The 25,353-nt window shown below is 45.6% G+C and carries 17 protein-coding genes and 1 pseudogene; 3 read left to right on the top strand and 15 right to left on the bottom strand.

Translation table 11 applies throughout. The annotated features are described in order from the left end of the window. Positions 1 to 71: 71 nt before the first annotated feature. The 3 genes and pseudogenes from xynC to AXI57_RS21505 all read right to left on the bottom strand — a co-directional run. Positions 72 to 1,343 (bottom strand): glucuronoarabinoxylan endo-1,4-beta-xylanase XynC, encoded by a 1,272-nt coding sequence (gene xynC / locus AXI57_RS18590; protein WP_061670888.1) that lies wholly within the window; start codon positions 1,341 to 1,343, stop codon positions 72 to 74. 262 nt (positions 1,344 to 1,605) lie between these two features. Beyond that, positions 1,606 to 3,144, bottom strand: a complete 1,539-nt coding sequence (gene xynD / locus AXI57_RS18595) for an alpha-L-arabinofuranosidase (protein ID WP_061670889.1) — start codon at positions 3,142 to 3,144, stop codon at positions 1,606 to 1,608. 62 nt (positions 3,145 to 3,206) lie between these two features. Beyond that, positions 3,207 to 3,342 (bottom strand): annotated as a pseudogene (locus AXI57_RS21505) (malonyl CoA-acyl carrier protein transacylase); the annotation flags it as partial. 529 nt (positions 3,343 to 3,871) lie between these two features. Between AXI57_RS21505 and AXI57_RS21630 the strand changes: the two are divergent. The 3 genes from AXI57_RS21630 to uptA all read left to right on the top strand — a co-directional run bounded on the left by AXI57_RS21630 (position 3,872) and on the right by uptA (position 5,377). After that, positions 3,872 to 4,372: a GtrA family protein gene (locus tag AXI57_RS21630; protein ID WP_238380199.1), complete on the top strand. Its 501-nt coding sequence runs from the start codon at positions 3,872 to 3,874 to the stop codon at positions 4,370 to 4,372. After that, complete coding sequence (locus AXI57_RS18605; RefSeq protein ID WP_061670891.1) at positions 4,359 to 4,706, top strand: sugar phosphate nucleotidyltransferase; 348 nt, start codon at positions 4,359 to 4,361, stop codon at positions 4,704 to 4,706. Before AXI57_RS21630 ends, AXI57_RS18605 begins: the two co-directional genes overlap by 14 nt. Positions 4,707 to 4,780: 74 nt before the next feature. Next, positions 4,781 to 5,377: an undecaprenyl phosphate transporter UptA gene (uptA, locus tag AXI57_RS18610; RefSeq protein WP_061670892.1), complete on the top strand. Its 597-nt coding sequence runs from the start codon at positions 4,781 to 4,783 to the stop codon at positions 5,375 to 5,377. Between the two features lie 52 nt (positions 5,378 to 5,429). On the opposite strand, the gene AXI57_RS18615 is transcribed toward uptA, so the two are convergent. The 12 genes from AXI57_RS18615 to AXI57_RS18670 all read right to left on the bottom strand — a co-directional run. Beyond that, complete coding sequence (locus AXI57_RS18615) at positions 5,430 to 6,623, bottom strand: DHH family phosphoesterase (RefSeq protein ID WP_061670893.1); 1,194 nt, start codon at positions 6,621 to 6,623, stop codon at positions 5,430 to 5,432. A 314-nt stretch (positions 6,624 to 6,937) separates the two neighbouring features. Continuing rightward, on the bottom strand, positions 6,938 to 8,467 hold the full coding sequence (locus tag AXI57_RS18620) for an acyl-CoA carboxylase subunit beta (protein WP_061670894.1): 1,530 nt from the start codon (positions 8,465 to 8,467) through the stop codon (positions 6,938 to 6,940). A 19-nt stretch (positions 8,468 to 8,486) separates the two neighbouring features. Further along, complete coding sequence (locus AXI57_RS18625) at positions 8,487 to 9,269, bottom strand: enoyl-CoA hydratase (RefSeq protein ID WP_061670895.1); 783 nt, start codon at positions 9,267 to 9,269, stop codon at positions 8,487 to 8,489. A gap of 16 nt (positions 9,270 to 9,285) precedes the next feature. Beyond that, complete coding sequence (locus AXI57_RS18630; RefSeq protein ID WP_061670896.1) at positions 9,286 to 10,194, bottom strand: hydroxymethylglutaryl-CoA lyase; 909 nt, start codon at positions 10,192 to 10,194, stop codon at positions 9,286 to 9,288. 20 nt (positions 10,195 to 10,214) lie between these two features. Then, on the bottom strand, positions 10,215 to 10,430 hold the full coding sequence (locus AXI57_RS18635; protein WP_003328769.1) for an acetyl-CoA carboxylase biotin carboxyl carrier protein subunit: 216 nt from the start codon (positions 10,428 to 10,430) through the stop codon (positions 10,215 to 10,217). Positions 10,431 to 10,452: 22 nt separating this feature from the next. After that, positions 10,453 to 11,781, bottom strand: coding sequence for an acetyl-CoA carboxylase biotin carboxylase subunit (locus AXI57_RS18640; RefSeq protein ID WP_061670919.1), 1,329 nt, complete (start codon positions 11,779 to 11,781; stop codon positions 10,453 to 10,455). Positions 11,782 to 11,795: 14 nt separating this feature from the next. Beyond that, the gene (locus tag AXI57_RS18645) at positions 11,796 to 13,442 is read right to left on the bottom strand and encodes an AMP-binding protein (RefSeq protein WP_061670897.1); all 1,647 of its coding nucleotides are present in this window, start codon (positions 13,440 to 13,442) and stop codon (positions 11,796 to 11,798) included. 38 nt (positions 13,443 to 13,480) lie between these two features. Next, positions 13,481 to 14,623, bottom strand: a complete 1,143-nt coding sequence (locus AXI57_RS18650) for an acyl-CoA dehydrogenase family protein (RefSeq protein ID WP_010788842.1) — start codon at positions 14,621 to 14,623, stop codon at positions 13,481 to 13,483. 152 nt (positions 14,624 to 14,775) lie between these two features. After that, a complete protein-coding gene (locus AXI57_RS18655) occupies positions 14,776 to 16,329 on the bottom strand; it encodes a glycoside hydrolase family 10-like protein (RefSeq protein ID WP_061670898.1) in 1,554 nt (517 codons plus the stop codon). Positions 16,330 to 16,476: 147 nt separating this feature from the next. Next, on the bottom strand, positions 16,477 to 16,860 hold the full coding sequence (locus tag AXI57_RS18660; protein ID WP_010788844.1) for a DUF1360 domain-containing protein: 384 nt from the start codon (positions 16,858 to 16,860) through the stop codon (positions 16,477 to 16,479). 131 nt (positions 16,861 to 16,991) lie between these two features. Next, complete coding sequence (locus tag AXI57_RS18665) at positions 16,992 to 20,819, bottom strand: non-ribosomal peptide synthetase (RefSeq protein ID WP_061670899.1); 3,828 nt, start codon at positions 20,817 to 20,819, stop codon at positions 16,992 to 16,994. 31 nt (positions 20,820 to 20,850) lie between these two features. Then, on the bottom strand, positions 20,851 to 25,353 hold a 4,503-nt coding region (locus tag AXI57_RS18670; RefSeq protein ID WP_155724095.1), incomplete at its 5' end, for a non-ribosomal peptide synthetase.

A 25,353-nucleotide genomic window follows, 5' to 3' on the forward strand; every position in this document is an offset into this window, starting at 1 on the left:
CATTTTCAGTGACAGAATTGTGTTACCAACTTCTTCTCTTCTTCCTGCGGTACCGCTTGCCTTAGGTGCCCTTAACGATTTGCGACAAATGTTGTCACGCTTTGAGCTGGAAGATGGGCCCAAAAATGATTGCCCGTTACATTGAGATTCGTTCCAGGTTGAAGATTGCCGCTTCCGCTTGTTATCCATCTAGATACCTGAGAAGCAGATCCATTCTGCAAAACAAAGTTTTGGTTGACCCCTGTGTTGCTTTTGTTAATGGCAACAATAACAACCTTGTTGTCACCTTTATAGGCCGACACGTAAACGTTCGCATTAGGATTTTTCGTTGCATCAACCCTTACATAGCCGGGACGCACAAACTTCGAGAAATGAGCCATATTGTAACCGCGTTTGCTGATCGTACCGTCTTCTTTCATAGGACTGTATGATCTGCGGATGTACCACCAAACATAAGCTTGAAAATCTCCCTCCACCATTGAATGGTGAATATGCTCTGAAACGCCTAATGCCTCGGGCCAGCGATCCGCTGAATTGTTGTCACTGTTTGGATAGTATACTTCCGTCATCCATAGCTCTTTCCCTGCTCCTTTTTGTTTGAAAAGAGGATAAGGAAACTGACTGACCTGAGTACCGTACAGGTGAGTTCCGAGAATATCCATGTTCCTAAGCGCCTGTGGATCGTTCAAAATGGGGTCCGATATATTTTTCAGGTATTGAAATGATTCTGGTGCAATGACACGTGCATTAATAGAACCGGCATTTTCTCTCATGAAACGAAGTATTTCTTGCGGCGTCCACCACGTCCATTCGTGTGCATAATCAGGCTCGTTTTGAACAGAGATCGCATAAAGATTCACGCCATTATTCTTCATGTAGGTAACAAAATCGTTAAGATGCTGCGCGTATGCGGCGTATTTATCGTATCTTAGCCGTTTAGCTGATGCGTCACCATTACGATTGAAGGTTTCAACCATATCGCTTGGAGGATTCCAGGGAGAAGCAAAAACGATTGCTCCATGTTTGATTGCACTCTTTGCAGTCTCCACTTCTCTGTACCAATTATTTCTATTTTCATCTATATGAATTCTTAAAATTGAAAAGCCTAACTGATTCTGTCCATTACCAAAAGCGGTTTCTCTTTGAGCAGCTGTCAAATCTCCAATCCAAGCCGGGTGGTTCATTCCTCCAAAACCGCGAATCACTTGTTTTTCTGCAGATAAATTAACTGTCACATCACTTGCTGCCAAAACTTCAGTAGCACCTGGCCCTGCTAACATGACTGACAGCATAGTGAAACATACCAACAATAAACAAATTGGTTTTTTTACGCATGACATCATTTTTTTTCCTCTCCTTCATATATCTTTTTCTGTCTCCTTTTATATTGCAAACAAAAGATTTTTATCTCTTTTGAAACAGCCCTTTGCTTTCATGCGATATATCAAACTTTTCAGCTGAACCCGTTATAATTACCTAAACCATTTTTTCGCCCAAGTCGCACGCGCATTAGAGTTGACTTATCCAATCCAATCAATGGAGGGCTGCTCCGGCGTTGGTCAGTTCTGCACCCTTCTCGTTTCTTAAGCGGTGCCATTACAGGTGCTATCGTTGCGTAAACTGCCAGTAATCAAAATTAAACAAGTTTCCTGTACCTGTTCCGGTAAATACAAAGAATACTTTGTGCACACCGGTTACACCGCTTACCGCAGTTTCTATTTCTCTCCAGGTTTGCGCTCCACCTGTGGAAGGTACATTCAGGGTTCCTGCAAGCTTACCGTTTGCACTGTCGAGGCGCACTTCTATTTTCCCGCCTACAGTGGATGCTACATTTGCTTTAAACGTCCTGGTACCGCCCGCCCCGAAGTCTGCATTTCCAACAGCAATCCAGTCTCCGTTATGAATGCTTGTTACATGGTGATTATTTACCGGCCCGCCGGGTGCTGAGGATTTCTCTGTCAAAATGCGTCCATTCCAGGCAAACGTTTCAGCTTCTACCCGGTTATATGGATTCAAATTGGAAAGCTGTGTTACGCCTGCATAATTTGCCGCAACCTCTTGAATGGATCCATCTGCATTGTGCACCAGCTTATTAATATGGGGAGAACGGTATCCTTTCCCGGCCCCGAACAGAGCGGAACTGACAGTTTGAGTATGGTACACCACATACCACTCGTTTTTAAAATTGAAAACAGCATGATGGTTGTTTCCGCCACCTCCGAAAAATGCTCCCGGATTTTTCAGGAAGTGCCCTCTATCTGTAAAGGGACCCATGGGACTTGAGCTGGTCATATAGCCGATCTCACCTGGGGGTTTATCGGCCGGGTGCGTGCCCCCGAAATTGATGCAATAGGAATAATAATATTTTCCGTTATGCTTATGCATTCCCGAATCTTCAAACATAAAAGGCGCATCAATTGTAGCTGCACTTCCAACAACACTGGTCATATCAGGTCCCAATTTCATGACTCTTGCTGTTTTAGGATTGGCCCATTGTCCCTGCGTTGGATTTGAACCGCCAGGAACGCCTCCCCCGGCATACAGGTAACCAGTGCCGTCATCATCTACAAATACTGCCGGATCAAAAAGCCATACAACACCAGACATTCCTGGCGTACTTGGCGTTACGAGCGCTTTTCCGATTGGGTCGGTCCATGGACCAATCGGGCTGTCTGAGGTGAGAACCCCGATACCTCCGCCGCTGTTTGCGAAATAAAGGAAGAATTTATCCTTGCCGTTTATTTTTTTAACTGCGATTGACGGGGCCCAGGACGCACCTGCCCATTTCGCAATCCCCTGGCCGCCATTAGCCCCGTTGGCACCTGCTACCGGAATGGCTCCGTGGTCTGTCCAGTTCACCATATCCGCTGAAGATATAACGAATATTTTATTCAAATTGGCAAAAGAATTATCCTTAATCGTTCCGTCGCTATTATATTCATAGTCATCACTTGACATATAGATGTAGACTCTTCCGTTATAAGTCAGCGCAAACGGATCCGCTCCCAAATGATGGTCTATAAGCGGGTTTGAATTCCCTACATGTTTTGCAATTGTAGTACTGGCAGCATACGCAGACTTCCCAGATAAGCAACTCAATAATAAAGCAAGAATCCATAAACATACGCTACACTTTTTACTCATAATTTAACATCCTCCTTTTTCCTAAAAATGGGGGGATGACACAGGTCATGAAGAACACATAAATCGGATGCTGATCGTATCATTGAACTGTGAAAAGGCGCACTGACATTCAAATAAGTATATCTAGCCCCCCTTTTCCTCCGCCATCCTGATGACACGTTCCACAGCTTGCCGATGCCTGAAAATCACATGCTGCTGACAGGAAATAAAAAGGCAAGATTGTTCATGAGTTCCCTCCGATCACATTGAATAGAGATGTAATATTATACAAAATATCCCTTTATATAACATCCTAGCATGATAATAATAAATGTGTATAGAATACTTTCGGAGGAATTATTGTTCGGTTTTACAAAGAAACTGGATACATTTATTCATTGAATATATAAGGTGGGGATGACACCGAAAAATCAGTCTTAAAAGGTTTTCAGGCGCAAAAAAACAGCCGTTCAGAGCGACTGTTTTTTTAAGAGTACAAGAACTATTGCGGTATACCCGCCGTCCATGACTACGGCCTGACCTGTGATGCCTTTTGCTTTGTCGCTGTCCCTAATGTTAACTAAAATCATTACCAGAATATTAGTGTTCCTCGTAAAATATGTCAACCTACACGATCAAACGATTAACTTAATGAATCTGCAAGGCCTCATTACTTTTTCATGTTTTGTTCATATTTTAGTAATTGTTTATTCAACACTCTCCGCTAAAGTAATCCATATCACCAAATATGACAGCCATCTGCATCTTTTATGAAGGGAGGTCAAAACCGGGTGCCGTTATGTTGAAAGAAAAAATAAAAACATTAGGCCGTTTTTGCACCGTGGGCGTCGGCAATACGCTGATAGATTTTGGTGTCTTCTTTTTCCTCACCGCTTGTCATATCCCTTATCTGCCGGCACAGATCTGCTCCTATTCGGCAGGTATCATCAACAGCTATGTGTGGAACCGGAATTGGACGTTTCGTGTAAAACGTAAGGCTGACGGGAAAGAGATCGTGCGCTTTCTCATGATTAATATTGCCGCGTCGGGGATCACCTTTTTGCTGCTTTATTTGTTTCAAAAAGGCGGCTGTTCGCTATTGGTGAGTAAGCTCGCTGCCACTATCGTCGGATTAGGTCATGCGGTGCTGTGTGCGGAGCATTTTATAGGAGATGAGTCTTTTGCCGTTCTATTAGGCGATGATATTATGGTGTCTGAAAATCCGGGAAGGACATGTGTACGAAGTTGAAGATTTGGTTGAAAAGCCGTCTCCGGAAGAGGCTCCTTCTGAAATCGCCGTAATGGGACGATATGTGCTGAACCCTTCAATCTTTTCTGTCCTGAAATCAATCGGGAGAGGCGCGGGTAACGAAATTCAATTAACTGATGTGCTTCGGGAAGCTTGCCGTACACAGCCTATTCATGCCCGTCTGTTAGAAGGAAACAGGTATGATATCGGGGATAAACTGGGCTGCTTCAAGGCGAGCACTGAAATGGGCCTGATGCGTCCCGAAATGAGATCTCAGCTTTTATCCTATTTAGAAGATATGCTCAAAAAAGAATCAAAAGAAATGTTGCGTTAAAAAAATTTGTAACCATCTTGCTCGTCAATCAGTCATATAATAGTGATAAAAGATAAGGACAGGTTGTGAAGAATGTGGGCAGTTTTATAAGTGAGATTTTAACATGGCTGACGAATATGGGATATGCGGGCATTGCAATTGGTTTAATGATTGAAATCATCCCGAGTGAAATCGTATTGGCTTATGGAGGCTATATGGTGTCTGAAGGCACGATCGGATTTGTCGGTGCGATTATCGCGGGCGTCATCGGAGGTACGATTGCCCAATGTTTTATTTATTGGATCGGGCGCTATGGAGGAAGGCCGTTTTTAGATAAGTACGGCAAATACTTATTGATTAAAAAGCATCATATTGATATGTCGGAAAATTGGTTTCAAAAGTACGGATCAGGTGTGGTATTTTCGGCCCGTTTTATACCGGTCGTGCGCCATGCAATTTCCATTCCCGCCGGTATTGCCAAAATGCCGTTTTTCAAATTTGTGTCACTGACTGTGCTTGCTACCATTCCGTGGTCGATTTTATTTATCTATTTAGGCACGCAGCTTGGAAGTCAGTGGGATGACGTTGAAAACATTGCGGGCACGTATACGACTCCGATTATGATACTGGCTGTGGTCATCATTGCGCTCTATTTTGTGATAAAGAAACGTTTAGTCATTTTTAAACGATAGCTTATGTATATGCATAGGGTAATCATCCCCTATGCATATTTTTTTGTTATCTTCAACTTCTGTTTGTCAGTTTCATATGCTCCGCTAAAAATGTGACATACACCTCATCCCGTACAAGTGATGCGGCGTAATTTCTTTTAATAAACCATTCCGCTTCCTCAAAAGCCGAAAATGTTTCGTCCTGTGTTTCGCCGTTTATTTGTATGTTCCACTTATTATCCGAAGGAAAAAGAAAAAATGTCACGTGTTCGCGATTTTCATATAATGAGCCGTTTTCAGACCCCTTCAGATTATATATGTTTCGGAAGGCGTCAGGCCTCATCGGTTCAATCCGGAAAGCTTCATCCACATACAATTGATATACCTCATCTGTTAATGAACAGCCAGATGCCTTCGCATGTCCCCCGCCTCCGTAACGGCCCGCTACTTCTGATAAATCGATGTGATCATGAATCGTGCGTAAACTGACTCGTTTTGCGCCCATGATTAAAATGGCGATGTAATCCAGATGCGGATTGTCTTTTCCTAGTCTGTTCCCCAGCTCTGAATGGTAAGACTCTGCGTGAACGATTCCGACACAGTGTTCATGAATAAAGGTTTGCACCATCTCTCTTTTTTTTCTGCGGAGATACCTTTCAATTTTTTGATCTTCCAGATCCAATAACTTTTCTTCAAACTCATCAAAGAAAAAATGGTCATTTTCAGAAAGGCGCCGAATCATTTTTTCTTCAAATTCATCAATTGACAGCAAAAAGAAGAGATCATTAAGCCGCTTTGCCTGCTTTTGATCATGCTTCTCCCATTCCCATGTATCATATTGGCGCACAAGCTCTGTGAATTGATCTAAGGCATTTGTCGGGATGATCAAATCGTGTTGAATAAAATACTCATATAAAAGCGATGTTGCTGATGCAAGCCGTCCGTCATCGTATTCCACTTGAACCAGTCCCCAGTCGTGTTGATTCAAATGAAGCGCGGTCTTATGATGGTCTATCAGCTTTACTTTTCCGCCTGCCTCCGCATACTTGTTCAATCTCTCTTCATTATCTTGGTTGACGGAAAGATCTGTAATGAATAATTCGTCTTGTCTCATGCTATCTTTCGTTTTTTCTAAAAAATGCTGAACTTGAATATCTAATCCTGAGACAGAGTTGTACCGAACCTCTACTTGGTCTCCAAATGCAAGTTTTGCAACTATGCCGCACCCTACTCCGTCCAAGTCATTATGTGAATATAAGTGATACATTTATCAAGACCCCTTTTTGTGTTGAAAATATGAACGGAAGGCCGCTCGTGGCAACCTATATTTACTATTCTAATGAATAGAATGTTTTATGCAAAAGAATCACACAATTAGCCAGGAGGAATGATGTTAATTTTAGTTTACATAATTAAGTTATGGTCAATTAATTGGTGTGCCGGTCTGCCCCCGGCGTTTTTAGTAAAGATTACTGATGATATTTTTATAATTAGAAAAAGAGCGCTTTACCAGCCCTCTTTTTAAAAGCCTATATGCCGAAACAGCTTGTTTTGTTAATAGGCTCCTCCCTCCTTACGTAATCAGACTGGGTAAACCGGATGTTTTCTGTGTGTAAATGTCAAATCTTTTGTCATATAGGCTGTAAGGCGTTTATTGAGTTCGTCGCGTAATGAATTGGCTGGGATAATTCCGTCAATGATCATTTCTGAGGCGAGGCGGTATATATTAATGTCCTGCTTGTATTCCTCCCGCTTATCATTGATGAAGCGCGCCCGCTCCTCTTCAGGGAGTTCGGCGATTTTTTTCGCATACACAGCATTTACGGCAGCCTCAGGCCCCATAACGGCGATCTGGGCCGTCGGCAGCGCTAAACAGCAATCCGGTTCAAAAGCGGGCCCGGCCATGGCGTACAAACCGGCTCCATAGGCTTTTCTGACAATGACGGAGAGCTTGGGGACGGTGGCTTCTGACATGGCGGAAATCATCTTTGCACCATGGCGGATGATGCCCGCCTGCTCGACCTTTGTCCCTATCATAAAGCCCGGTATGTCGGCTAAGAAAAGCAACGGGATATGAAAAGCGTCACATAAGGTGATAAATTTGGCCGCTTTATCCGCTGAATCATGAAATAAAACTCCGCCTTTTACTTTCGGCTGATTCGCGATGATGCCGACCGGCTGTCCGTCTATCCTTGAGAGTCCTGTAATCAGTTCTGGCGCAAATAAGCCCTTGATTTCAAAAAATGAATCTTCGTCAATCACCCGCTCGATCAAATCCATCATATTAAATGGAGCGTTTTGATTTTTAGGGATCACATCGGATAGCGGTTTCTCAAAACGTTTCGGCGGCCGAGTTTGGCTTATAGGGGCTTTTTCCATATAGCTTGCCGGGAAATAGGACAAATACGTGCGTGTCAATTCAATCGCTTCCTGTTCATTCCGAGCGAGAATATCTCCGCATCCTGAGACGGAACAATGCATGCGCGCCCCGCCCATTTCTTCAAGTGAAACCTTTTCGCCAATCACCATTTCGGCCATGCGGGGAGAACCTAAATACATGGATGCATTGCCTTCAACCATGACGACAATGTCGCAAAATGCCGGGATATAAGCTCCTCCTGCGGCAGATGGGCCGAACAGAAGGCAAATTTGCGGAATCCGCCCTGATAATTTGACTTGATTGTAAAAAATTCGGCCGGCCCCTCTTCTTCCCGGAAACATTTCGACTTGATCTGTAATTCTCGCACCGGCTGAATCGACTAAGTAAATCAGCGGACAGTTTAATTTTTCCGCTGTTTCTTGAATTCGAATCATTTTTTCGACAGTTTTTGCTCCCCAAGAGCCGGCTTTTACGGTTGAATCATTCGCCATGACACAGACTGTTTTGCCGCCTATTTTTCCGATCCCTGTCACAACTCCGTCAGCGGGGAGCCCGTCGGACATACACTCCGCAAAAAAAGCATCCTCCAGTTCAATCCCGTCATCAAACAAAAGCTTGAGCCGCTCTCTTACAAATAACTTCCCTTTCTTTTCATTGCTTTCGTGATACTTTTGCGCTCCGCCTTTTTGAATGGCATCTGCGCGTTCCTGTCTTTCTATTTCATCATTCATCAGCGATTCCCTCCGTTTATTATTTTCCTTCATAGTTCGCCCGTCTTTTTTCTTGAAACGCCTGTAAGCCTTCTGTTCTGTCTTTTGTGGGAATAGTGATTTCGTATGCTTTTTGCTCGATTGAAAGACCGGTGTTCAAATCTGTTTCTAACCCTTTATTTATAGCGAATTTAGCCTGTCTGACGGCGATCGGGCCATTGGCGGCTATGAATCCGGCAAGCTGCTCGGCTTTTTGGAGAAGGTCGGAAGAAGCTGTTACATATTCGATCAGGCCTATCTCTTTTGCTTCTTGTGCAGATATACGGCGGCCGGTATAAATGAGTTCCTTTGCTTTTCCTTGTCCGATCAGGCGAGGCAGTCTTTGCGTGCCGCCCGCACCGGGGATAATGGCAAGACTTGTTTCCGGGAGGCCTAATCGCACATCGTTTGTGGCGATTCTGATGTCACATGCCAGCGCCAGTTCAAGCCCTCCTCCTAAGGCGGTTCCGTTTAAAGCTGCGATGACCGGCTGAGGCAGAGCTTCAATCCTCGAAACAACGCTTTGAATGTGGCTGACACTCCGGCGTACTTGGCTGTGATCCATGCCTCTTCTTTCTTTTAAATCTGCCCCTGCACAGAACGCTTTTTCTCCGGAACCGGTTAGAATGACACAGCGAATGTTCGGATCAAACTCGATTTTTTGAGCCGTGTCCTGCAATTCATAAAGCATGTCTGCTGAGAGAGAATTTGCGGCATGAGACCTGTTTAACGTGACGACAGCTATTGTTTCTTTTCGTAGCGAAAAAAGTACGTTGTCTCCCATTGTGTCTCCTTTCTTGTCAACAAAGCCCTGATGATTTAAAAACTTGCAGGTTACGGCTTGGCAGCGCTTTTCCGATCTTATTTTCGATCCATTGGATGGCAGGAAGAAGCGTTTGTTGCTCCACACCCGTTTTGATCCCCATTTGTTCAAACATATAAATGGCGTCTTCAGTTGCGGCGTTTCCCGCTGACCCCGGTGCATACGGGCATCCGCCGAGCCCCCCTGAAGATGTGTCAAAGGCGGTGATCCCCATATTAAGGGCTGCGACCATATTAGCAAGTGCGGTGCCTCTCGTATCATGAAAATGCATGGCGATGTTTTTGGCGGGAAATCGTTTTAAAAGGGCTTCAAGTACGCTTATCACTTGGACCGGATTCGCCGCGCCTATCGTATCTCCCAGTGACAGTTCATCTATACCGAATTCAAAAAGGGTTTCGGAAAGGCGAATCACTTGTTCTATAGGCACATCTTTTTCATAAGGACAGCCAAACACTGTAGATAGGTAGGCTCTTACGGTGAGCTTTTCCTGCTTAGCTTCACGGGTTACTTGATTCAACAAGTGAGCAGTATGATCAATGGATTTGTTCAGATTCTTTTGATTATGTGTCTCACTTGCTGACATAAAGATACAGGCTTCATTGATCCCGCCTTCTAACCCTTTCTCTAATCCAAGCTGATTCGGAACAAGGGCCGCATACGTGACACCCTCTGCACGATTGATTCCTTTTGCTACTTCCAGCGCATCGCTAAGCGCGGGTATCCATTTCGGGTGGACAAAAGAAGTGATTTCAATATAAGAAAGCCCAGTCTGTGACAGCATGTTAATCCATGCAATTTTATCCTCTGTTTCTATCCAATGCGGCTCATTTTGCAAGCCGTCACGCGGGCCGACTTCTTTGACGCGGACATTTTTCGGGAATTTCATGCCGCACCTCCTGTTTAAGGTTAAAGGTCCAATTCGATCAGCACTTCCCCCTCATCAACAAAATCTCCCTCGTTTTTTTTCACTTCTCTCACTTTTCCGGCTGTGTCAGCTACAATCGGAATCTCCATTTTCATAGATTCTAAAATAGCGACCTCCTGCCCTTTTTCAATTTGATCGCCAGCCTTGACGTGGATTTTCCAAAGGTTACCTGCCATCTGAATTGATATAGCACCCATTAAATACGCCTCCTCTTTCTCCTTATTTCTTTAAGAAATCGGTCGTCACTTCTCCCTTTTGAAATGGTTCAGAATGGACGATTTTCTCCAGGAATGGAATATTGGTTTTAATTCCTTCTACATGATATTCACGGAGAGCCGTTTTTAATTGTTCAATGGCTTGGTTTCTACTTGTTCCTTTTACAATCATTTTCGCAATCATCGGGTCGTAAAAAGGGGATACGGTGCTGCCTGCTGCTACGGCGCATTCATGTCTGACCGCCGGATGCTTCAGCAGAGAGAAAGAAGTGATTTTTCCCGGAGACGGATAAAACGTATTCGGGTCTTCCGCATAAATTCTCACCTCTATCGCATGGCCGCTGCGCTTGATGTCCCGTTGAGAGAAGGCCAATTTATCTCCCGCAGCGACCTTTAGCTGCTGTTCAACGAGGTCCATGCCTGTGATTTCTTCTGTGACGGGGTGTTCAACTTGGAGTCTGGTATTCATTTCGAGAAAATAAAAGTTTTTATCCTGATCTACTAAAAACTCAATAGTGCCTGCATTAGTATAGCCGATCGACCGGGCTGCTTTGACGGCTGTTTCTCCGATTCTCGTTCTCAAGTCATCATCAACAAACGGAGAAGGGGCTTCCTCAATGACTTTTTGGTGCCGCCTTTGAACGGAGCAGTCCCGTTCAAACAGATGCACCGCATTCCCGAAGTGGTCGGCCAGTATTTGAATTTCAATATGGCGTGCGTTTTCGATGACTTTTTCTATATACATGGAGCCGTCGCCAAAAAAGTCGGCCGCTCGCTTTTTATTCCCTTCATATGCTTTTATCAGTTCCTCTTCCGAGTGAACGAGCTGCATGCCGATCCCGCCTCCCCCGGCTGAAGCTTTCAGCATAACCGGAAAGCCGATCCTCCGTGCTGCAAGACAGGCTGAATGAACATCCGACTGTGACTCGGAGACGCCTGGTACTACGGGAATATGTGCTTTTTCCATTGCCTTTCTCGCTTCAATTTTGCTCCCCATTTTTGCGATAACAGAAGGCGGCGGGCCGATGAACGTCAGGTTTTCTTTCCGGCAGCGCTCTGCGAAAATACTATTTTCTGAAAGTAAACCATACCCGGGGTGAATCGCATCTGCTTTCGACTCTTTTGCCGCTTCTATGATTTTGTCTATATTTAAATAGCTTTCATTCACTCTCGATTTGCCGACCAGATAGGCTTCTGTCGCCGCTTTCGTATGAGGTGCTTCTTTGTCTGCTTCGGAATAGATTGCTGCTGTCTCGATTCCGAGACGTTTACACGTCCGGATGATTCTTAACGCTATTTCCCCGCGGTTGGCAATCAGCACTTTTTTAAACAACATGCATACCCTCCTTAGAATGATGATAGATGAAACTGTTGTATGGCCTTTTCTCTTAATTTGAATTTTTGAATTTTCCCTGATGCCGTCATGGGATATTCATTTGTGAACACGATATAACGCGGAATTTTATGACGGGCTATTTTCCCTTTGCAATAGGCTTGCAGTTCTTCAGGCGATGCGGTCTGTCCTTCTTTCAGTTTGACCCAGGCGGCAGCCTCTTCCCCGAATTTCGCATCAGGAACGCCTACTACTTGAACATCTAAAACTTTTGGATGCTGATATAATAATTCTTCAATTTCACGCGGATAGATGTTTTCTCCGCCTCTGATCAGCATGTCTTTTAACCTGCCGGTGATTCGGCAGTACCCCTGCTCATCCATGACAGCCAGATCACCAGTGTGCAGCCAGCCGTCAGCATCTATTGCGCTCGCGGTGGCTTCCGGATCTTTATAATAGCCTTTCATGACATGGTAGCCGCGTGTGCAAAGTTCACCCTGCACCCCTCTTGCAACTTCTCTGGACGTCCCAGGCTGTACAATTTTGACTTCAATATGCGGCAAAGCGCGCCCGACTGTTTCGACTCTTCTTTGAAGGGAATCATCAGCCCGGGTTTGCGTAATGACCGGAGAGGCTTCTGTTTGGCCGTAGGCGATTGTGATTTCTTTCATGCCCATTTTTTCAATGACTGCTTTCATCACTTCAATCGGACAGGCTGAGCCTGCCATGATGCCTGTTCTTAAATGAGACAGGTCGTAAGAAGGAAAATGTTTATGATGGAGCTCGGCGATAAACATGGTCGGGACGCCGTGCAATGCGGTGCATTTTTCTTGTTCGACCGCTGTAAGCACGGCGGCGGGGTCAAACTCTTGTACCGGAATCATGGCCGCTCCCGCAGAAACACAAGCTAAGACGCCGAGCACACATCCGAAGCAGTGAAAAAACGGGACGGGTATACACATGCGGTCGGTTGAAGATAACTTCATACATTCCGCTATATTGGCCGCGTTGTTAATAATGTTAAAGTGTGAGAGCATTACACCTTTCGGAAATCCTGTCGTCCCTGAAGTATATTGCATGTTAATGACATCAACACTCATCAGGCTGTTCATTCTGTGATCAAGCTCGGTGTCGGACACTGTCTTAGATAATGTCGCTATATCATCCCAATGGTACATTCCCGGAGGGCTTTTATCTCCAATAAAAAGAATAGTTTTTAAAAACGGAAAACGGTCGGATTGTAATTGGCCCGGTTCTGATTCTTTTAACTCAGGAATCAAACCGTTCAGAATATCTGTATAGGAGGTCCCCCTGTAAGAATCCATTAAAATCAGAGCGCTGGCATCGGAGTGTTTAAGCAAATAGTCAAGTTCTGCCGATTGGAAATTTGTATTGACCGTTACAAGGACGGCGCCGATCTGTGCCGCAGCAAATTGAGCCGTTAGCCATTCGGGTACGTTGGACGCCCAAACGGCAACGTGGTCTCCTTTTTTGATGCCGAGTTTCATTAAGCCTTTTGCCGTTCGGCGGCATAAACGGTTAAACTGGGTGTACGTATACCGGAGGTTCCTGTCAGGATAAACAACGGCTTCACGATCTGGGTGCCGTTTTGCTGTCTGCTCTAAGAGCCTGCCGATCGTCAAGTCAATCAACTCAGCCACTATGATGTTCCCTCCTCACGATGGAAAGCGTTTACATTTCATTTTAGCAGCTGCCTTGCGATTACGATTCTCTGAATTTCTGATGTCCCTTCGCCGATTTCCATCAGCTTGGCATCGCGAAGCATGCGTTCTACACCGTATTCTCTCATGTAGCCGGAGCCGCCGTGAATTTGGATCGCCTGATTACATGCTCTTGTTGCCATTTCAGATGCGAACAGCTTGGCAAACGCTGATTCTTTTGTAAACGGGCGCTGTCTATCCTTTAACCAAGCTGCTTTTATAACCATTTGTCTGGCAAGGTCGATTTCCATCGCCATATCCGCGAGTTTAAACTGAATCGCCTGAAAGGAGGAAATAGACTGTCCAAACTGCTTCCGCTCTTTTGCATAGGATAAGGAAGCATCCAGCGCGCCTTGCGCGATTCCGACAGCAAGTGCCGCAATCGAAATCCGGCCGCCGTCTAATGTATGCAAAAACTGTTTAAATCCCTTTGAAGAATCGCCAAGCAAATTTTCCGCCGGTACACGGACATTTTCTAAAAGGATCTCCGCAGTGTCCGACCCGCGCACACCCATTTTGTCATAGGGATTTGTAATCGTCAGTCCGGCCGTGTCTGTCGGTACAATCAGTGCAGAGATGATATTTTTTCCGAGTTCGTTTTTGCCTGTGACTGCTGTCACAATGACGGTGCGGGCATAGTTTGCATTGGTGATCCAGCATTTCTCTCCGTTTATGACATACTCATCGCCCTTTCGTTCCGCTTTTGTTTGTGTGCCTCCGGCGTCTGATCCTGCATTCGGTTCAGTAAGACCAAATGAACCAAGTGCTTTGCCGGAAGCGAGCGGGACGAGGTGTTCTTGCTTTTGCTTTTCTGTTCCGAAATAATAAAGCGGACTGGCGCCAAGGGACACCGCTGCCGCATAGCTTAATCCCGTGCTGCCGCATACTTTTCCAATTTCTTCGACGGCTAAGGCATAGGAAATCGTGTCTCCTCCTGATCCACCGTATTCTTCTGGAAAAGGAATGCCCAATAATCCGAGTTCTCCCATTTTGTTAAATGTTTGTACTGGAAATTCACCCGTTCGGTCAACGTATTCAGCTTGCGGGGCGATTTCCTTTTTCGCAAAGTCCCTTACCATTTCACGAATCATATGTTGTTCTTTTGTCAGGTCAAAATTCATAGCTTTGCCTCCTTTTCGGCTTTCTATCATATTATTAGAAGAATTCTTTATTCATTCCAAACAAAATGAAGTCTGAAAATTCAACTAATGGAGTATGTCCAACATGCAAAAAAAGGTTAAAAAGAGAATCTCTTTTTAACCGTTGAGGAGGGTTATCGGATGGTGACTTTTTTGGAAGGTGTACTTTCATTGTGGAGCCGGTCTGCGGCTGTTACAAAATACGTATATACCTGGCTTGTTCCCGCGCTTTCATCTAAAAACGTTTGGTGATCACCTGTTTTTCGCATTGTTCCCAGTAAATACGGTTCTTTTTGATTGCCATTTACTCGATAAATAGCATAGTAAGCGGTTTCTTTTGTTTTGTTATTTGACTTGTGATCTTCTATGTGCAGTGTGTTACCCTCAGCTGAGCTCACAATACGTTTGACTTTCGGTTTTTTTGGCGCCTTCTGATCTAACCATGGCATGTCAGGAACTAAGGCAGGTTTGTTGTAGAGTTCATTGATGAACCGATCCTTAAGTCCGAGCGGATTTTTGTTGAGATCTTTAAGGCTGAAATGGATACTGCCTCTGACAAGCTCTGATTGGCGGTTTAATGTGATTTGTCTCGCATACTCATCGGGATCAGACCAGGCGGGGTCACTATTGTTATTGATTTTATAGGCTGCCTGCCCAATGTATAAATGAACGGGCCTGTTCCTTACTTCATTGCTCCACCACTGAGTTAACACGTCATAAGCAGCCGCCTTAAAACCGATGCTCCAGTATATTTGCGGCGTAATGTAATCTATATCGCCCTTTTGTATCCATTCTCTTGTATCAGCATAAAGATCGTCATAGTTGGTTACCCCGGCTGTTGTGTCTGAACCGCTCGGGTCATCCGCCGCATTTCTCCACACGCCGAACGGGCTGATGCCGAATTTCACATATGATTTTTCTTTTTTAATCGTGGTATTGATATGGTTCACGAGCTGGTTGACGTTGTCTCTTCGCCAATCGTCAATTTCATCAAAGCGGTTTTTTCCGTATTGTTCGTACGTTTCCGTGTCGGGAAATTCTTTGCCTTGAATTTTATACGGATAAAAATAGTCGTCCATATGAACGGCATCAATATCGTACTTTTTCACGACCTCTTCAATTCCTTGCACAATAAAATCCTGCGCTTTCGGAATACCCGGGTTATAGTAAAGCTGGTTTCCGTATGCAACAACCCAATCCGGATGCTTTCTTGCAGGATGGTCTTGAGACAGCTTATTGATATCTGTGTGGTTCATTGTGATGCGGTAAGGATTAAACCAAGCGTGGAATTCGAGGTTTCTTTTGTGCGTTTCTTCAATCATAAAAGCCAGCGGATCATAACCGGGAGCTTTTCCTTGTGTACCTGTCAAATATTCCGACCATGGTCCGTATTCCGATGGATAAAAAGCATCCGCCGTCGGCTTAATTTGTACGATGACCGCGTTCATGTTCATGTCTTCGGCATCATCCAGCAGCTTAATATATTCTTCTTTTTGTTTTTCAGCTGTTAATCCCTTTTTTGAAGGCCAATCAATATTTACGACAGAGGCGATCCATACGGCCCGCAACTCTCTATTTGCATAATGGCCCGCCTCTGCTTTGCTCATGCGCGGAACGGTGATTAAGCAAGTTCCCATTATCAATAAGCTGATCAGGAAATAAGCTATCCCCTTCTGGCAGCCTCTCATGTTGTTCCTCCTCCGATGAAAATGTACTTCAGAATACGTTATTACGATATTCTTGCGTGACGGAAGAGTGATTGAAAGATTGAAACATCATGACAGGTGCCTATGTGAGATAAAAAGACCCGAAGCTGAATGTCGCTTTGGGTCTTTTTATGTATGATTTTCTTTTGCGGCGCTTTTCAAGAACGCAATAAGCTTCGTGCCGACTCCCACTATTGTTTCCAGAATGGCCTGTGCCCCGGCAATGGACAAAATAAAGATCACGGGAACTGCAATGCCCGGCAGAAAAAGATAGCCCAAACCAACGCATATGGCGCACCAAATGCCTGCACACCAATAGCAGTTCAGCATGTAGCCAAAATTAGATTTTGGAACGCTTTTTTGGTCAACATGCCCTTTATCATCAACTATTCTTTTTTGTTTCATAAAAGGCTTTCTGATGAATTCTGTAATTTTGTCAAATACAATCAAATGTGTGAGCCTGTAGCTCGCGAGGATAAGCATGATATAGGTGAGCCCAGAGAGTTTTTCCATAACAAGCCTCCAATCAGCGTTTTCCCTATCCTTCCCATGCTTGCTTCTATCAATTCCTATGACATAAGGAATTACTCAAAACATAAGAAACCAGACAGGAGGTAAAGCCCCCTGTCTGGTTTATAGGAATCTCAGCGATTGTGCGCCGCTGTCTTTTCACCTGTGCCTACGCTTTTTAAAATATCGTGAATGATTTCGCCGTTCTGTGATACATATGCCGCTTCGAGCATGTCTTTATGCGCGCCGGCCCCCGTGTATTCGCGGCAGCCTCCTTTAGAGGCCTCATTCCATTTTTGCAGATCGAAAGCAGGGGTGTCCTTTGGCTGGATGCCTGCTTCGATGAAATGGATGTTTGCATTGATTTGGCCGTCATTTGATAACTGTGCCCAGTATTCTTGGTAGTTTTTCTTCTTTTTGATGACAGCTTCTCTGACTGATTCAGGCAAGCGCTGAGCCGCTTCGTCGCAGTCATTGCTGTTGTCGATAGAAGTCACACCTTTTCGATAGGCGTCCACTATGATGTAATCGCTGACCTCCAGCCCTCGCTGTTCCATTGCTTGAACTACCTCGAATGCCAAGTTTCCGCCTGCGGAGTATCCCAAAAGGACATATGGACCTTCAGGCTGTATATCCATTATTGTGTTCACGTATTGTTCAATGCGCTGATCTTCCTCAATAAAATTAAAGCCGTACACAACAGCTTTATGATCCAGGTGTGACGCAAGATCTTTGAAGAAAATGCCGAATCCTGAAATAGGAGGAAAACAGAAAAGGTTTTGCCTGCCGTTTGGATTCAGTTTGCTTACCTGTTGATCTTCAGCCGCTGACATCTGTTGAGAATAAAGTTTTTCAGCAAGCTGTTCAATTGTCGGATTCTCAAACAAGAGTTCAATCGGTACGTCAATCTGCTGGCTGCTCTTCAATTGATGAATGACTTGAAGAGCTTTGAGTGAATGTCCGCCAAGTTCAAAAAAATCATCCCGAATGCCGATATGACGTACGTTAAGTATTGATTGCCACATGTTGACCAGTTCTTGTTCAACCCAGTTTCGCGGCGGTATGATTTCTTTCTGATTAACAGACACACGGTCCGGAACCGGAAGCGCGCTGCGATTGATTTTTCCGTTTCCGGTAAGCGGCATGCGGTCAAGCCGCACCCAGTGCTGCGGAAGCATATAGTTTGGGAGCGTTGATGATAAAGCAGAGCGGATGTCCGCTTCATCTATACCATCATCCCCGACATAATAAGCAAACAGCTGTGTTTCTTCTCCTGTATCTGCGATGGTGACCGCCGCTTCTTTTACTCCCTCGATTTCCATTAAGCGCGCTTCAATTTCGGCTGGTTCAATTCGCTTTCCGCGTATTTTGATTTGCCGGTCGATCCGGCTGATATATTCCAAATTACCGTCTGGAAGCCATCTGGCTACATCACCTGTACGGTACATTCTCTCTCCTGGTATGTAAGGGTGCGGTTGGAAAGAGGCTGCCGTCAAATCAGGCTTGTTCAAATATCCTTTTGCCACGCCGTCCCCGCCGACACATAGCTCACCGGGAACACCGATCGGCTGCAGGCGCCCTCTAGAATCCAGAATGCAGGCTGAGGAATTACTGATCGGCTTTCCGATCGGGATCGGATTCGCATAATCACGCTTGATTTCAAAATATGTTGAGAATGTTGTATTTTCTGTCGGCCCGTAAATGTTATACAACGCAAGTTTCGGGCACGCATGTCTGACCGAATTAATGAGAGCTGGCGACAATGCTTCTCCTCCGACATATAACGTGTGCAAATGGCAGAACATGCCCGGCTGAACCTGTGCCAACTGATTAAAGAGGGCCGTCGTTAAAAATAGCACTGTTATTTTGTTGTCATGCAAATAGGCACTGAAAACAGCAGGCGTTAACATTGTTGATTTATCAACAACATGCAGGCATGCACCCTTTAACAGGGCCCCGAAGATCTCAAAAGTAACAGCATCGAAGCCGATTGAACCGGTCAAAATAAATCGGTCGTTTGTTGAGGCTGCTGTGTAATTGCTGTTGCATACAAGCGAAACGACATTACGGTGAGTGATCATTACCCCTTTAGGCCGCCCTGTTGAACCGGAAGTATACATGATATAGGCCAAATCATCAGGGGTGTGCCTCACATTTACGGGTTCACTGTTTTCGTTAAGAGACGCCTCTGCATCGGCAATGATAACTTTTCTTGGGAAGTCAATGTCTGCCTGCATTCCTTTTTGCATAATGAGCATGGCTGCTTCGCTTTCTTCAAGCATATAGACAAGCCGCTCCGGCGGGAGTTCCGCATCCAGCGGCAGATAGGTTCCGCCGGCCTTTAAAACAGCTAGAATACTGATGATGAGTTCGGGAGAATGCTTTGCCAAGATTCCCGCTATTCCGCTTTTCCCTAGGCCATTTTCAAGTAGCTGACGGGATAATGCATCTGATTTTTCGTCAAGTTCTCGATATGTCATTGAGGCGTTTCCTGAGACGAGTGCCGTATGCTTCGGTGTCTTTTCTGCTTGCTCCCGAAACAGCTCGATGATGGTCTTGTCCTTTGGATAATCGGTCTTCGTATGATTGAACTGCTCGATCATACGGGCCTTCTCTTTAGCATCGAGTACACAAATGTCAGCAGCAGGAATATCTGTATTCTCCGCAACACAGCGTAAAGCTTGTGTAAGATGATCGCGAACGCAGGCTATCCATGCAGGATCAAATACGTGCGAATTATAGCTGAACTTGATGATGAGTTCGTCACCGGGAGCGATAACGAGATTAAAGTTGTATCCCGATTGCTCTGACACTTTTACATTTTCTATTTCGAAAGGCGCATCAGCATGTCCCGCTGAGTCTGCCACTTTTTGTTGTAAGGGATAATTTTCAAAGACGATGATATGGTCAATTAATTCTTGCTTCAAAGCAGTTTTTGACTGGATATCATATAAAGGTTGAAAACTGAAGTGCTCAGCGTCCAGCATATTTTGCTGGCAGCGTCTAAGCAGCTCGGAAAATGTATCTCCTTCCGCTGTCTTGATACGCACCGGCACTGTATTAATAAACAGGCCGATCATGGTTTCAACTCCCGCGATCTCTGAAGGCCTCCCTGATACCACAGCGCCGAAGACAACATCGTCCGTTCGGTTATAGCGCTGCAGCAGCACTCCCCATATGGTCTGCATGAGTGTAGCAAGTGTAGATTCGTGTTGTTTGGCGATTGATTTTAGTTTACCCGTCAGCTCTTGATCCAGTGCGAATGTCAGCTCTTCGCGCCGGTATCCTTCTTGAATCTCACGGTCAGTAACTCGGGGCAGCGGTGAAGGAGTGCCGTAGTTTTCTAAATATGTTTTCCAATAAGCCGCTGCTTCCTCCTTGTCTTGATCTGCCAGCCAAGAAATATAAGTGCTGTAGGGCCGGACCGGCTCCAATGATATGGTGTTGCCGGAATGGATAGATTGATAGAAATGCATAAATTCCTGCAAGACGATTCCAAGACACCAGCCGTCCATTAAAATATGGTGGTGGCTCCAAACGCAGATATGCTTCTTGTCATCTAGTTTTAATAGAGAGATTCGCATAAGTGTATCTTTTTGCAAATCAAACCCTTTCGCCTTGTCTTTTTCCTTGAACCGCTCAATAAAGCTGTGCTGCTCTGTTTTTGACAGGTGCGAAATATCCTCATTGCAGACAACCAATTGCCGATCCTCCAGAACAACCTGCCGGGGCCCCGTCAAATTCGGGACATGCGGCAGGAAGACCGATCTGAATATGTCATGCCGGCTGACGACTTTTTGTATGCTGCGCTGAAACCAATCATAATTGAGGCTTCCTTTTATCGTGAAGAGCGACTGTTCGATATAAGCTTCCTCTTTTTCATGCAAGAAGGAATGAAAAAGCATTCCTTCCTGCATGTGAGACAGAGGATAAATATTTTTGATTTTTTTGGTTTTATCCATAGAGTCTGCACCCTCTTTCTTCCCGTATTGATTAAAGGAGGCTCAGCATATCATTGATATCTTTAAGCGCATCCTCGGTTAGTTCACGATCATCAAAGTCGCTGACGGTTTTCTCAGCTTCTGTTTTGTTTAGACAGTGTCTGATCAGCTGCAGTAAATAACGATGACAATTCTCGCAGAGCTTTTCGATTGTTTCTTTATGAAAACGCGCTGTTTCGTATGTCATGTTGAATGTCAATTTTCCTTCTGCAACCAGAGCGCTGATGTCCAGGGATTGTTCCCGATTCCATGAAGGACTGATGTCTTCTCCGTTTCCTACAGGAGAAAACGTAAATGTATCTGGCTCAGGTTCTTGCTGCTTCGTATCATTGCCGATTCCAAATTGACCAAGGTAATTGAAGCTGATGTCCGGTGCATGGCTGAACTTGATGTCTGCTTTTTCAGGCGGCGTTACATATTTGAGAATGCCGTACCCGAAACCTTTATCCGGTACGCGTCTTAAGGTGTCTTTTGTTGTTTTCAGCATGCGGCTGATGGAGTCTTCGCTTTTTTCAGCTGGTGTTTCTGAGTCCAATTTGAGTAATACCGGATAAATAGCCGTAAACCATCCTACAGTGCGGCTGATGTCAAGGCCGTCTAACACATCTTCACGGCCGTGGCTTTCCAGTAACACTTTGACGGCAGGACGCTCGATCCAGTCCTGTAAAGCTAGGACGGCAGAAGCCAGCAGAAGATCTTGAGTATCTGTATTGTAAACCTTGTTGACACGGGTTAGCAGCGCCTCAGTGTCCTCTTCCTTCAATGTGAACGAAACAGTCTCCCGTTTTTCCTTAGCTGATGTCTGATCCGTGGTCTCTTTTGAGGGCAAGGCTTCAATCTGATATTCTTCCGTTTCTCTCCAATACTCTTTTTGCCGAAGCAGCTGTCTGTTTTCTGCATATTCGGCGACTTTATCCGTGTATGCTTTGAATGAATCTGTCTTAGGAGGCAGTTTAATGTCCTCTCCATTTAAAGCCTGAGTATACCCGGACGCCAGATCTTCTAAAATCACACGCCATGAAACACCGTCCACTGTCAGGTGATGAGCTGCAAGAAACAGGAAGTCACCGCCTGCAGTACGGAATAACCCCGCTTGGAACAACGGCCCTTTCTCTAGGTCCATCCCGTGCTGAATTTTCGCCACATGATTTTTAATAGCCGCTTCGTACCATGCGGGTTCAGTCGGTGATCCGTCTACCGGTGCCTTTAATTCAATGATCTGAAGTCCGTACAATGCTTCCTCAGACGCACCGATAGGCAAATTGAACTGACTCCAGTTTTCACGTCCGTTTTTCGGGAAAATTAACCGTAATGCATCATGATGTTCGACAATGGCTTTCAAGGTTTTACGGAGCGTTTCTTCATCCACTGGAGTCTCCCGGTACAGCATGACTGACTGGTTGAAATGGTGTTTTTCCTCAAGGTCTTGAGACAGAAACCACTTCTGAACAGGAGACCACTGGACCTCTCCCTCCACGGGGCTTTGGCTGGCATTTTCCTTGGATGCCCGGATATAGCATGCCAGTTCTTTAATTGTCGGATAACGGAACAAATCTTTAATGGACATTTGTTTTCCGTACCGATGCAGCCGCGCCGACACCTGTAATGCTTTGATTGAATCTCCTCCGAGTTCGAAAAACGATTCATCCGTTCCGATTCTTTCTGCACCCAGCACTTCTGCCCAGATGTTAGCCAATTCTTTTTCCATAGCTGTTTCTGGAGCTTGGAAGCTGCGCTGGGTTTGTCCATCATGTACAGGCTGCGGAAGTGCCCTCCGATCCAGTTTTCCATTTGGTGACAAGGGAAGAGCGTCCAGTTTTAACAGGAAGGCAGGGATCATATAAGACGGCATGCTGCTTGCCAATGCGGCACGCACGCTTACAACACTTGTTTCCGGCTCTGTAACGATATATGCGCACAGTTCCATCTGGCCGAGAGACGTTTCACGTGCTAAGACTGCCGCTTCTTTTACTCCGTCTGTGCGGCGCAGGACGGTCTCAACTTCTTCTATTTCCACTCTGTGCCCTCTGATTTTAATCTGGTCATCCATCCGTCCGATATATTCAAGCGTGCCGTCTGCCTGCCACTTCGCCATATCCCCTGTTCGATACATTCGTTTTCCAGAATGAAAAGGATGCGGAACAAAAGTTTGTTCGGTCAGTTCGGGAAGGTTGACATATCCTCTGGCAAGTCCGGTTCCTGCAATGCACAATTCCCCGGCGACACCGATCGGCTGCAGATTGTTTCCATCTAAAATATAGACTTGTGTATTGTTTATCGGCTTTCCGATACTTATCGTTTTCTGCCGTTCTAAATGTCTCATCGCCGTTGTAGCTACACTGTTTTCTGTCGGTCCATATTCATTGGCAAGCTCTGTATTCGGTGAAATGGCCAAACTTCGATCGGTTAATTCCCTGTCTGCGGCTTCGCCTGCCAATGTTACGATTCTAAGCGTCTGAACATCTTCAGGTTTCAATACATCCAAAAGCGCCCTATACAGAACCGGAACGATAATCATATGGGTGATGCGATAATACGCAAGATTATGCTTAATGGCGAGTATATCTTTGGCTTCTTCCTCTTCGGGCATCACGACTTTCGCTCCTGATAAAAGCGGTGTGAACATGCTGGTGACAAAACCGTCAAATGCAAAGGAAAAGAGCTGAAGCACTGTATCTTCTTCTTGTAAAGCGTAAGCATTCCTGCGCCATTCGAGGGTATTGGCTATTCCTCTGTGTTCGACCATTACCCCTTTAGGCTGTCCTGTTGTTCCTGATGTGTAAATGATATATGCCAGGTTGTGAGAATATGAATATTCAGGCAGACGGGAAGCATCATTTTCACACACGTCTTCAAGCAGCAGAACTTCACCTTCATAATCTGCCGGTGCTTTATGGGCCGCAGCACTGACTGTGACTAGCAGTTTTGCGCGGCTGTCACTCAAGATATAATTCTTACGCTCCGCAGGATACTCCGGATCAAGAGGAACATAAGCGCCGCCAGCTTTCCAGATTCCCAGAATAGCCGCTGTCATGCTGAATGAACGCGGCGCCAATACACCTACCGCTGTGTCCGGGCCTACACCCTTAGTGCGTAAAGTCCGGGCGATTCTGTTGGACCACTGATCCAGCTCTTGATAAGTAAGTGTTTTTTCACCGCTGACAAGAGCTGTTGCTTCTGGTGTTCTTGCGGCTTGTGTTTGAAAAAGCTCTTGAAGCGTTTGGTCTTGAACGTTCGTTTCAGTTACGTTATTAAACCCATTCAGCAGCAGGTCTTTCTCCTTCTGGGTAAGGATGCTGATGTCCCTCAAAACTGTCTGCGGGCTGTGAGCGATCTCGTGCAGCATGTTCGATAAATGAGATGCCCAGCGCTCTATCGTTTTCTTTTGAAACAGTGCTGTCGCATATTCAAATTGCAGATGAATTTCTTTGTTTCCTTCAGAAGCTTGCAGCGTTAAATCGAATTTAGATACAGAGTGGGAAGCACCAGCCGGTTTCAGCTGAAGTCCATCCATTGTCAGCTGCTCATGCTCGATATTCTGCACGACGAGCATTGCATCAAACAGCGGATTGCGGCTTGTATCCCGATAAACGTCCAACTTTTCGACCAGTTCTTCAAATGGATAATCCTGATGTTCATAAGCTTCCAACGCTGTCTGACGGACTTCCTGCAAATAGTCTGTGAAACCCTTTCCGCCCTCTGGGCGTGTCCGAAGCGCCAACGTGTTCACAAACATGCCGAGCACAGGTTCAAGGTCTTCATGCGGACGGCCGGCGATCGGCGATCCGACCACAATCTCCTCTTGCCCGCTGAGGCGTGACAAAAGAGCTGAGTAGGCCGCAAGAAGCACCATATACAAGGTGCTGCCGTTTTCCCGCGCGAGGCGGTTCAGGCCGGACGTGACTTCTTGGTCCAGAGTAAATGAGATCTTGTCACCGGCGAAGCTTCGCACCGCCGGACGGGGCTTGTCCGCCGGCAGTTCAAGCACAGGCAGCTCGCCGCCGAGCTGCTTCAGCCAATAAGATTCCTGCTTCTCATATATGTCGCCTTTTTTGAATTCCTGCTGCCATACGGCGTAATCTTTGTATTGGATGCGCAGCGGCTCAAGTTTCCGCCCGGCGTACAATTCTCCAAATTCCCGAATGAGCGTATTGACTGAGACGCCGTCAGAAATGATGTGATGCATGTCGACCAAAAGGACATGCCGCTCGTTTGTTTCTTTTACGAGTCCCGCTCTGAAAAGCGGAGCCTGGCTGAGATCAAAAGGGCGTACAAACGCATCAGCCGAGTTCTCTTCGGTCACCGTAAACGGCACCTCATGATGGATGTGCTGGACCGGCTCCCCTCCGTTTCCGGTTTCAAAGGACGTCCGGAGCGACTCATGGCGGCTGATCAGCGCTTGGAAGGCCGTCTCCAGCCGTTTGCGGTCAAGCTTGCCTTCCAGCTCAAGCACCGCAGGCATATTGTAGCCGACACCTCCATCTTCCAGCTGCTG

Origin of the sequence: Bacillus atrophaeus (assembly GCF_001584335.1) — a bacterium.
Classification (GTDB): Bacteria; Bacillota; Bacilli; order Bacillales; family Bacillaceae; genus Bacillus; species Bacillus atrophaeus.

Excerpts from the sequence above, each read along its gene's own strand:
- AXI57_RS18655 (WP_061670898.1), bottom strand. The coding sequence starts at position 16,329 with ATGAGAGGCTGCCAGAAGGGGATAGCTTATTTCCTGATCAGCTTATTG.
- AXI57_RS18635 (WP_003328769.1), bottom strand. The coding sequence starts at position 10,430 with ATGGGTGCTATATCAATTCAGATGGCAGGTAACCTTTGGAAAATCCAC.
- AXI57_RS21630 (WP_238380199.1), top strand. The coding sequence starts at position 3,872 with ATGACAGCCATCTGCATCTTTTATGAAGGGAGGTCAAAACCGGGTGCC.
- AXI57_RS18620 (WP_061670894.1), bottom strand. The coding sequence starts at position 8,467 with ATGAATGATGAAATAGAAAGACAGGAACGCGCAGATGCCATTCAAAAA.
- AXI57_RS18660 (WP_010788844.1), bottom strand. The coding sequence starts at position 16,860 with ATGGAAAAACTCTCTGGGCTCACCTATATCATGCTTATCCTCGCGAGC.
- AXI57_RS18630 (WP_061670896.1), bottom strand. The coding sequence starts at position 10,194 with ATGAAATTCCCGAAAAATGTCCGCGTCAAAGAAGTCGGCCCGCGTGAC.
- xynD (WP_061670889.1), bottom strand. The coding sequence starts at position 3,144 with ATGAGTAAAAAGTGTAGCGTATGTTTATGGATTCTTGCTTTATTATTG.
- xynC (WP_061670888.1), bottom strand. The coding sequence starts at position 1,343 with ATGATGTCATGCGTAAAAAAACCAATTTGTTTATTGTTGGTATGTTTC.
- AXI57_RS18665 (WP_061670899.1), bottom strand. The coding sequence starts at position 20,819 with ATGGATAAAACCAAAAAAATCAAAAATATTTATCCTCTGTCTCACATG.
- AXI57_RS18615 (WP_061670893.1), bottom strand. The coding sequence starts at position 6,623 with ATGTATCACTTATATTCACATAATGACTTGGACGGAGTAGGGTGCGGC.
- AXI57_RS18650 (WP_010788842.1), bottom strand. The coding sequence starts at position 14,623 with ATGAATTTTGACCTGACAAAAGAACAACATATGATTCGTGAAATGGTA.
- AXI57_RS18625 (WP_061670895.1), bottom strand. The coding sequence starts at position 9,269 with ATGGGAGACAACGTACTTTTTTCGCTACGAAAAGAAACAATAGCTGTC.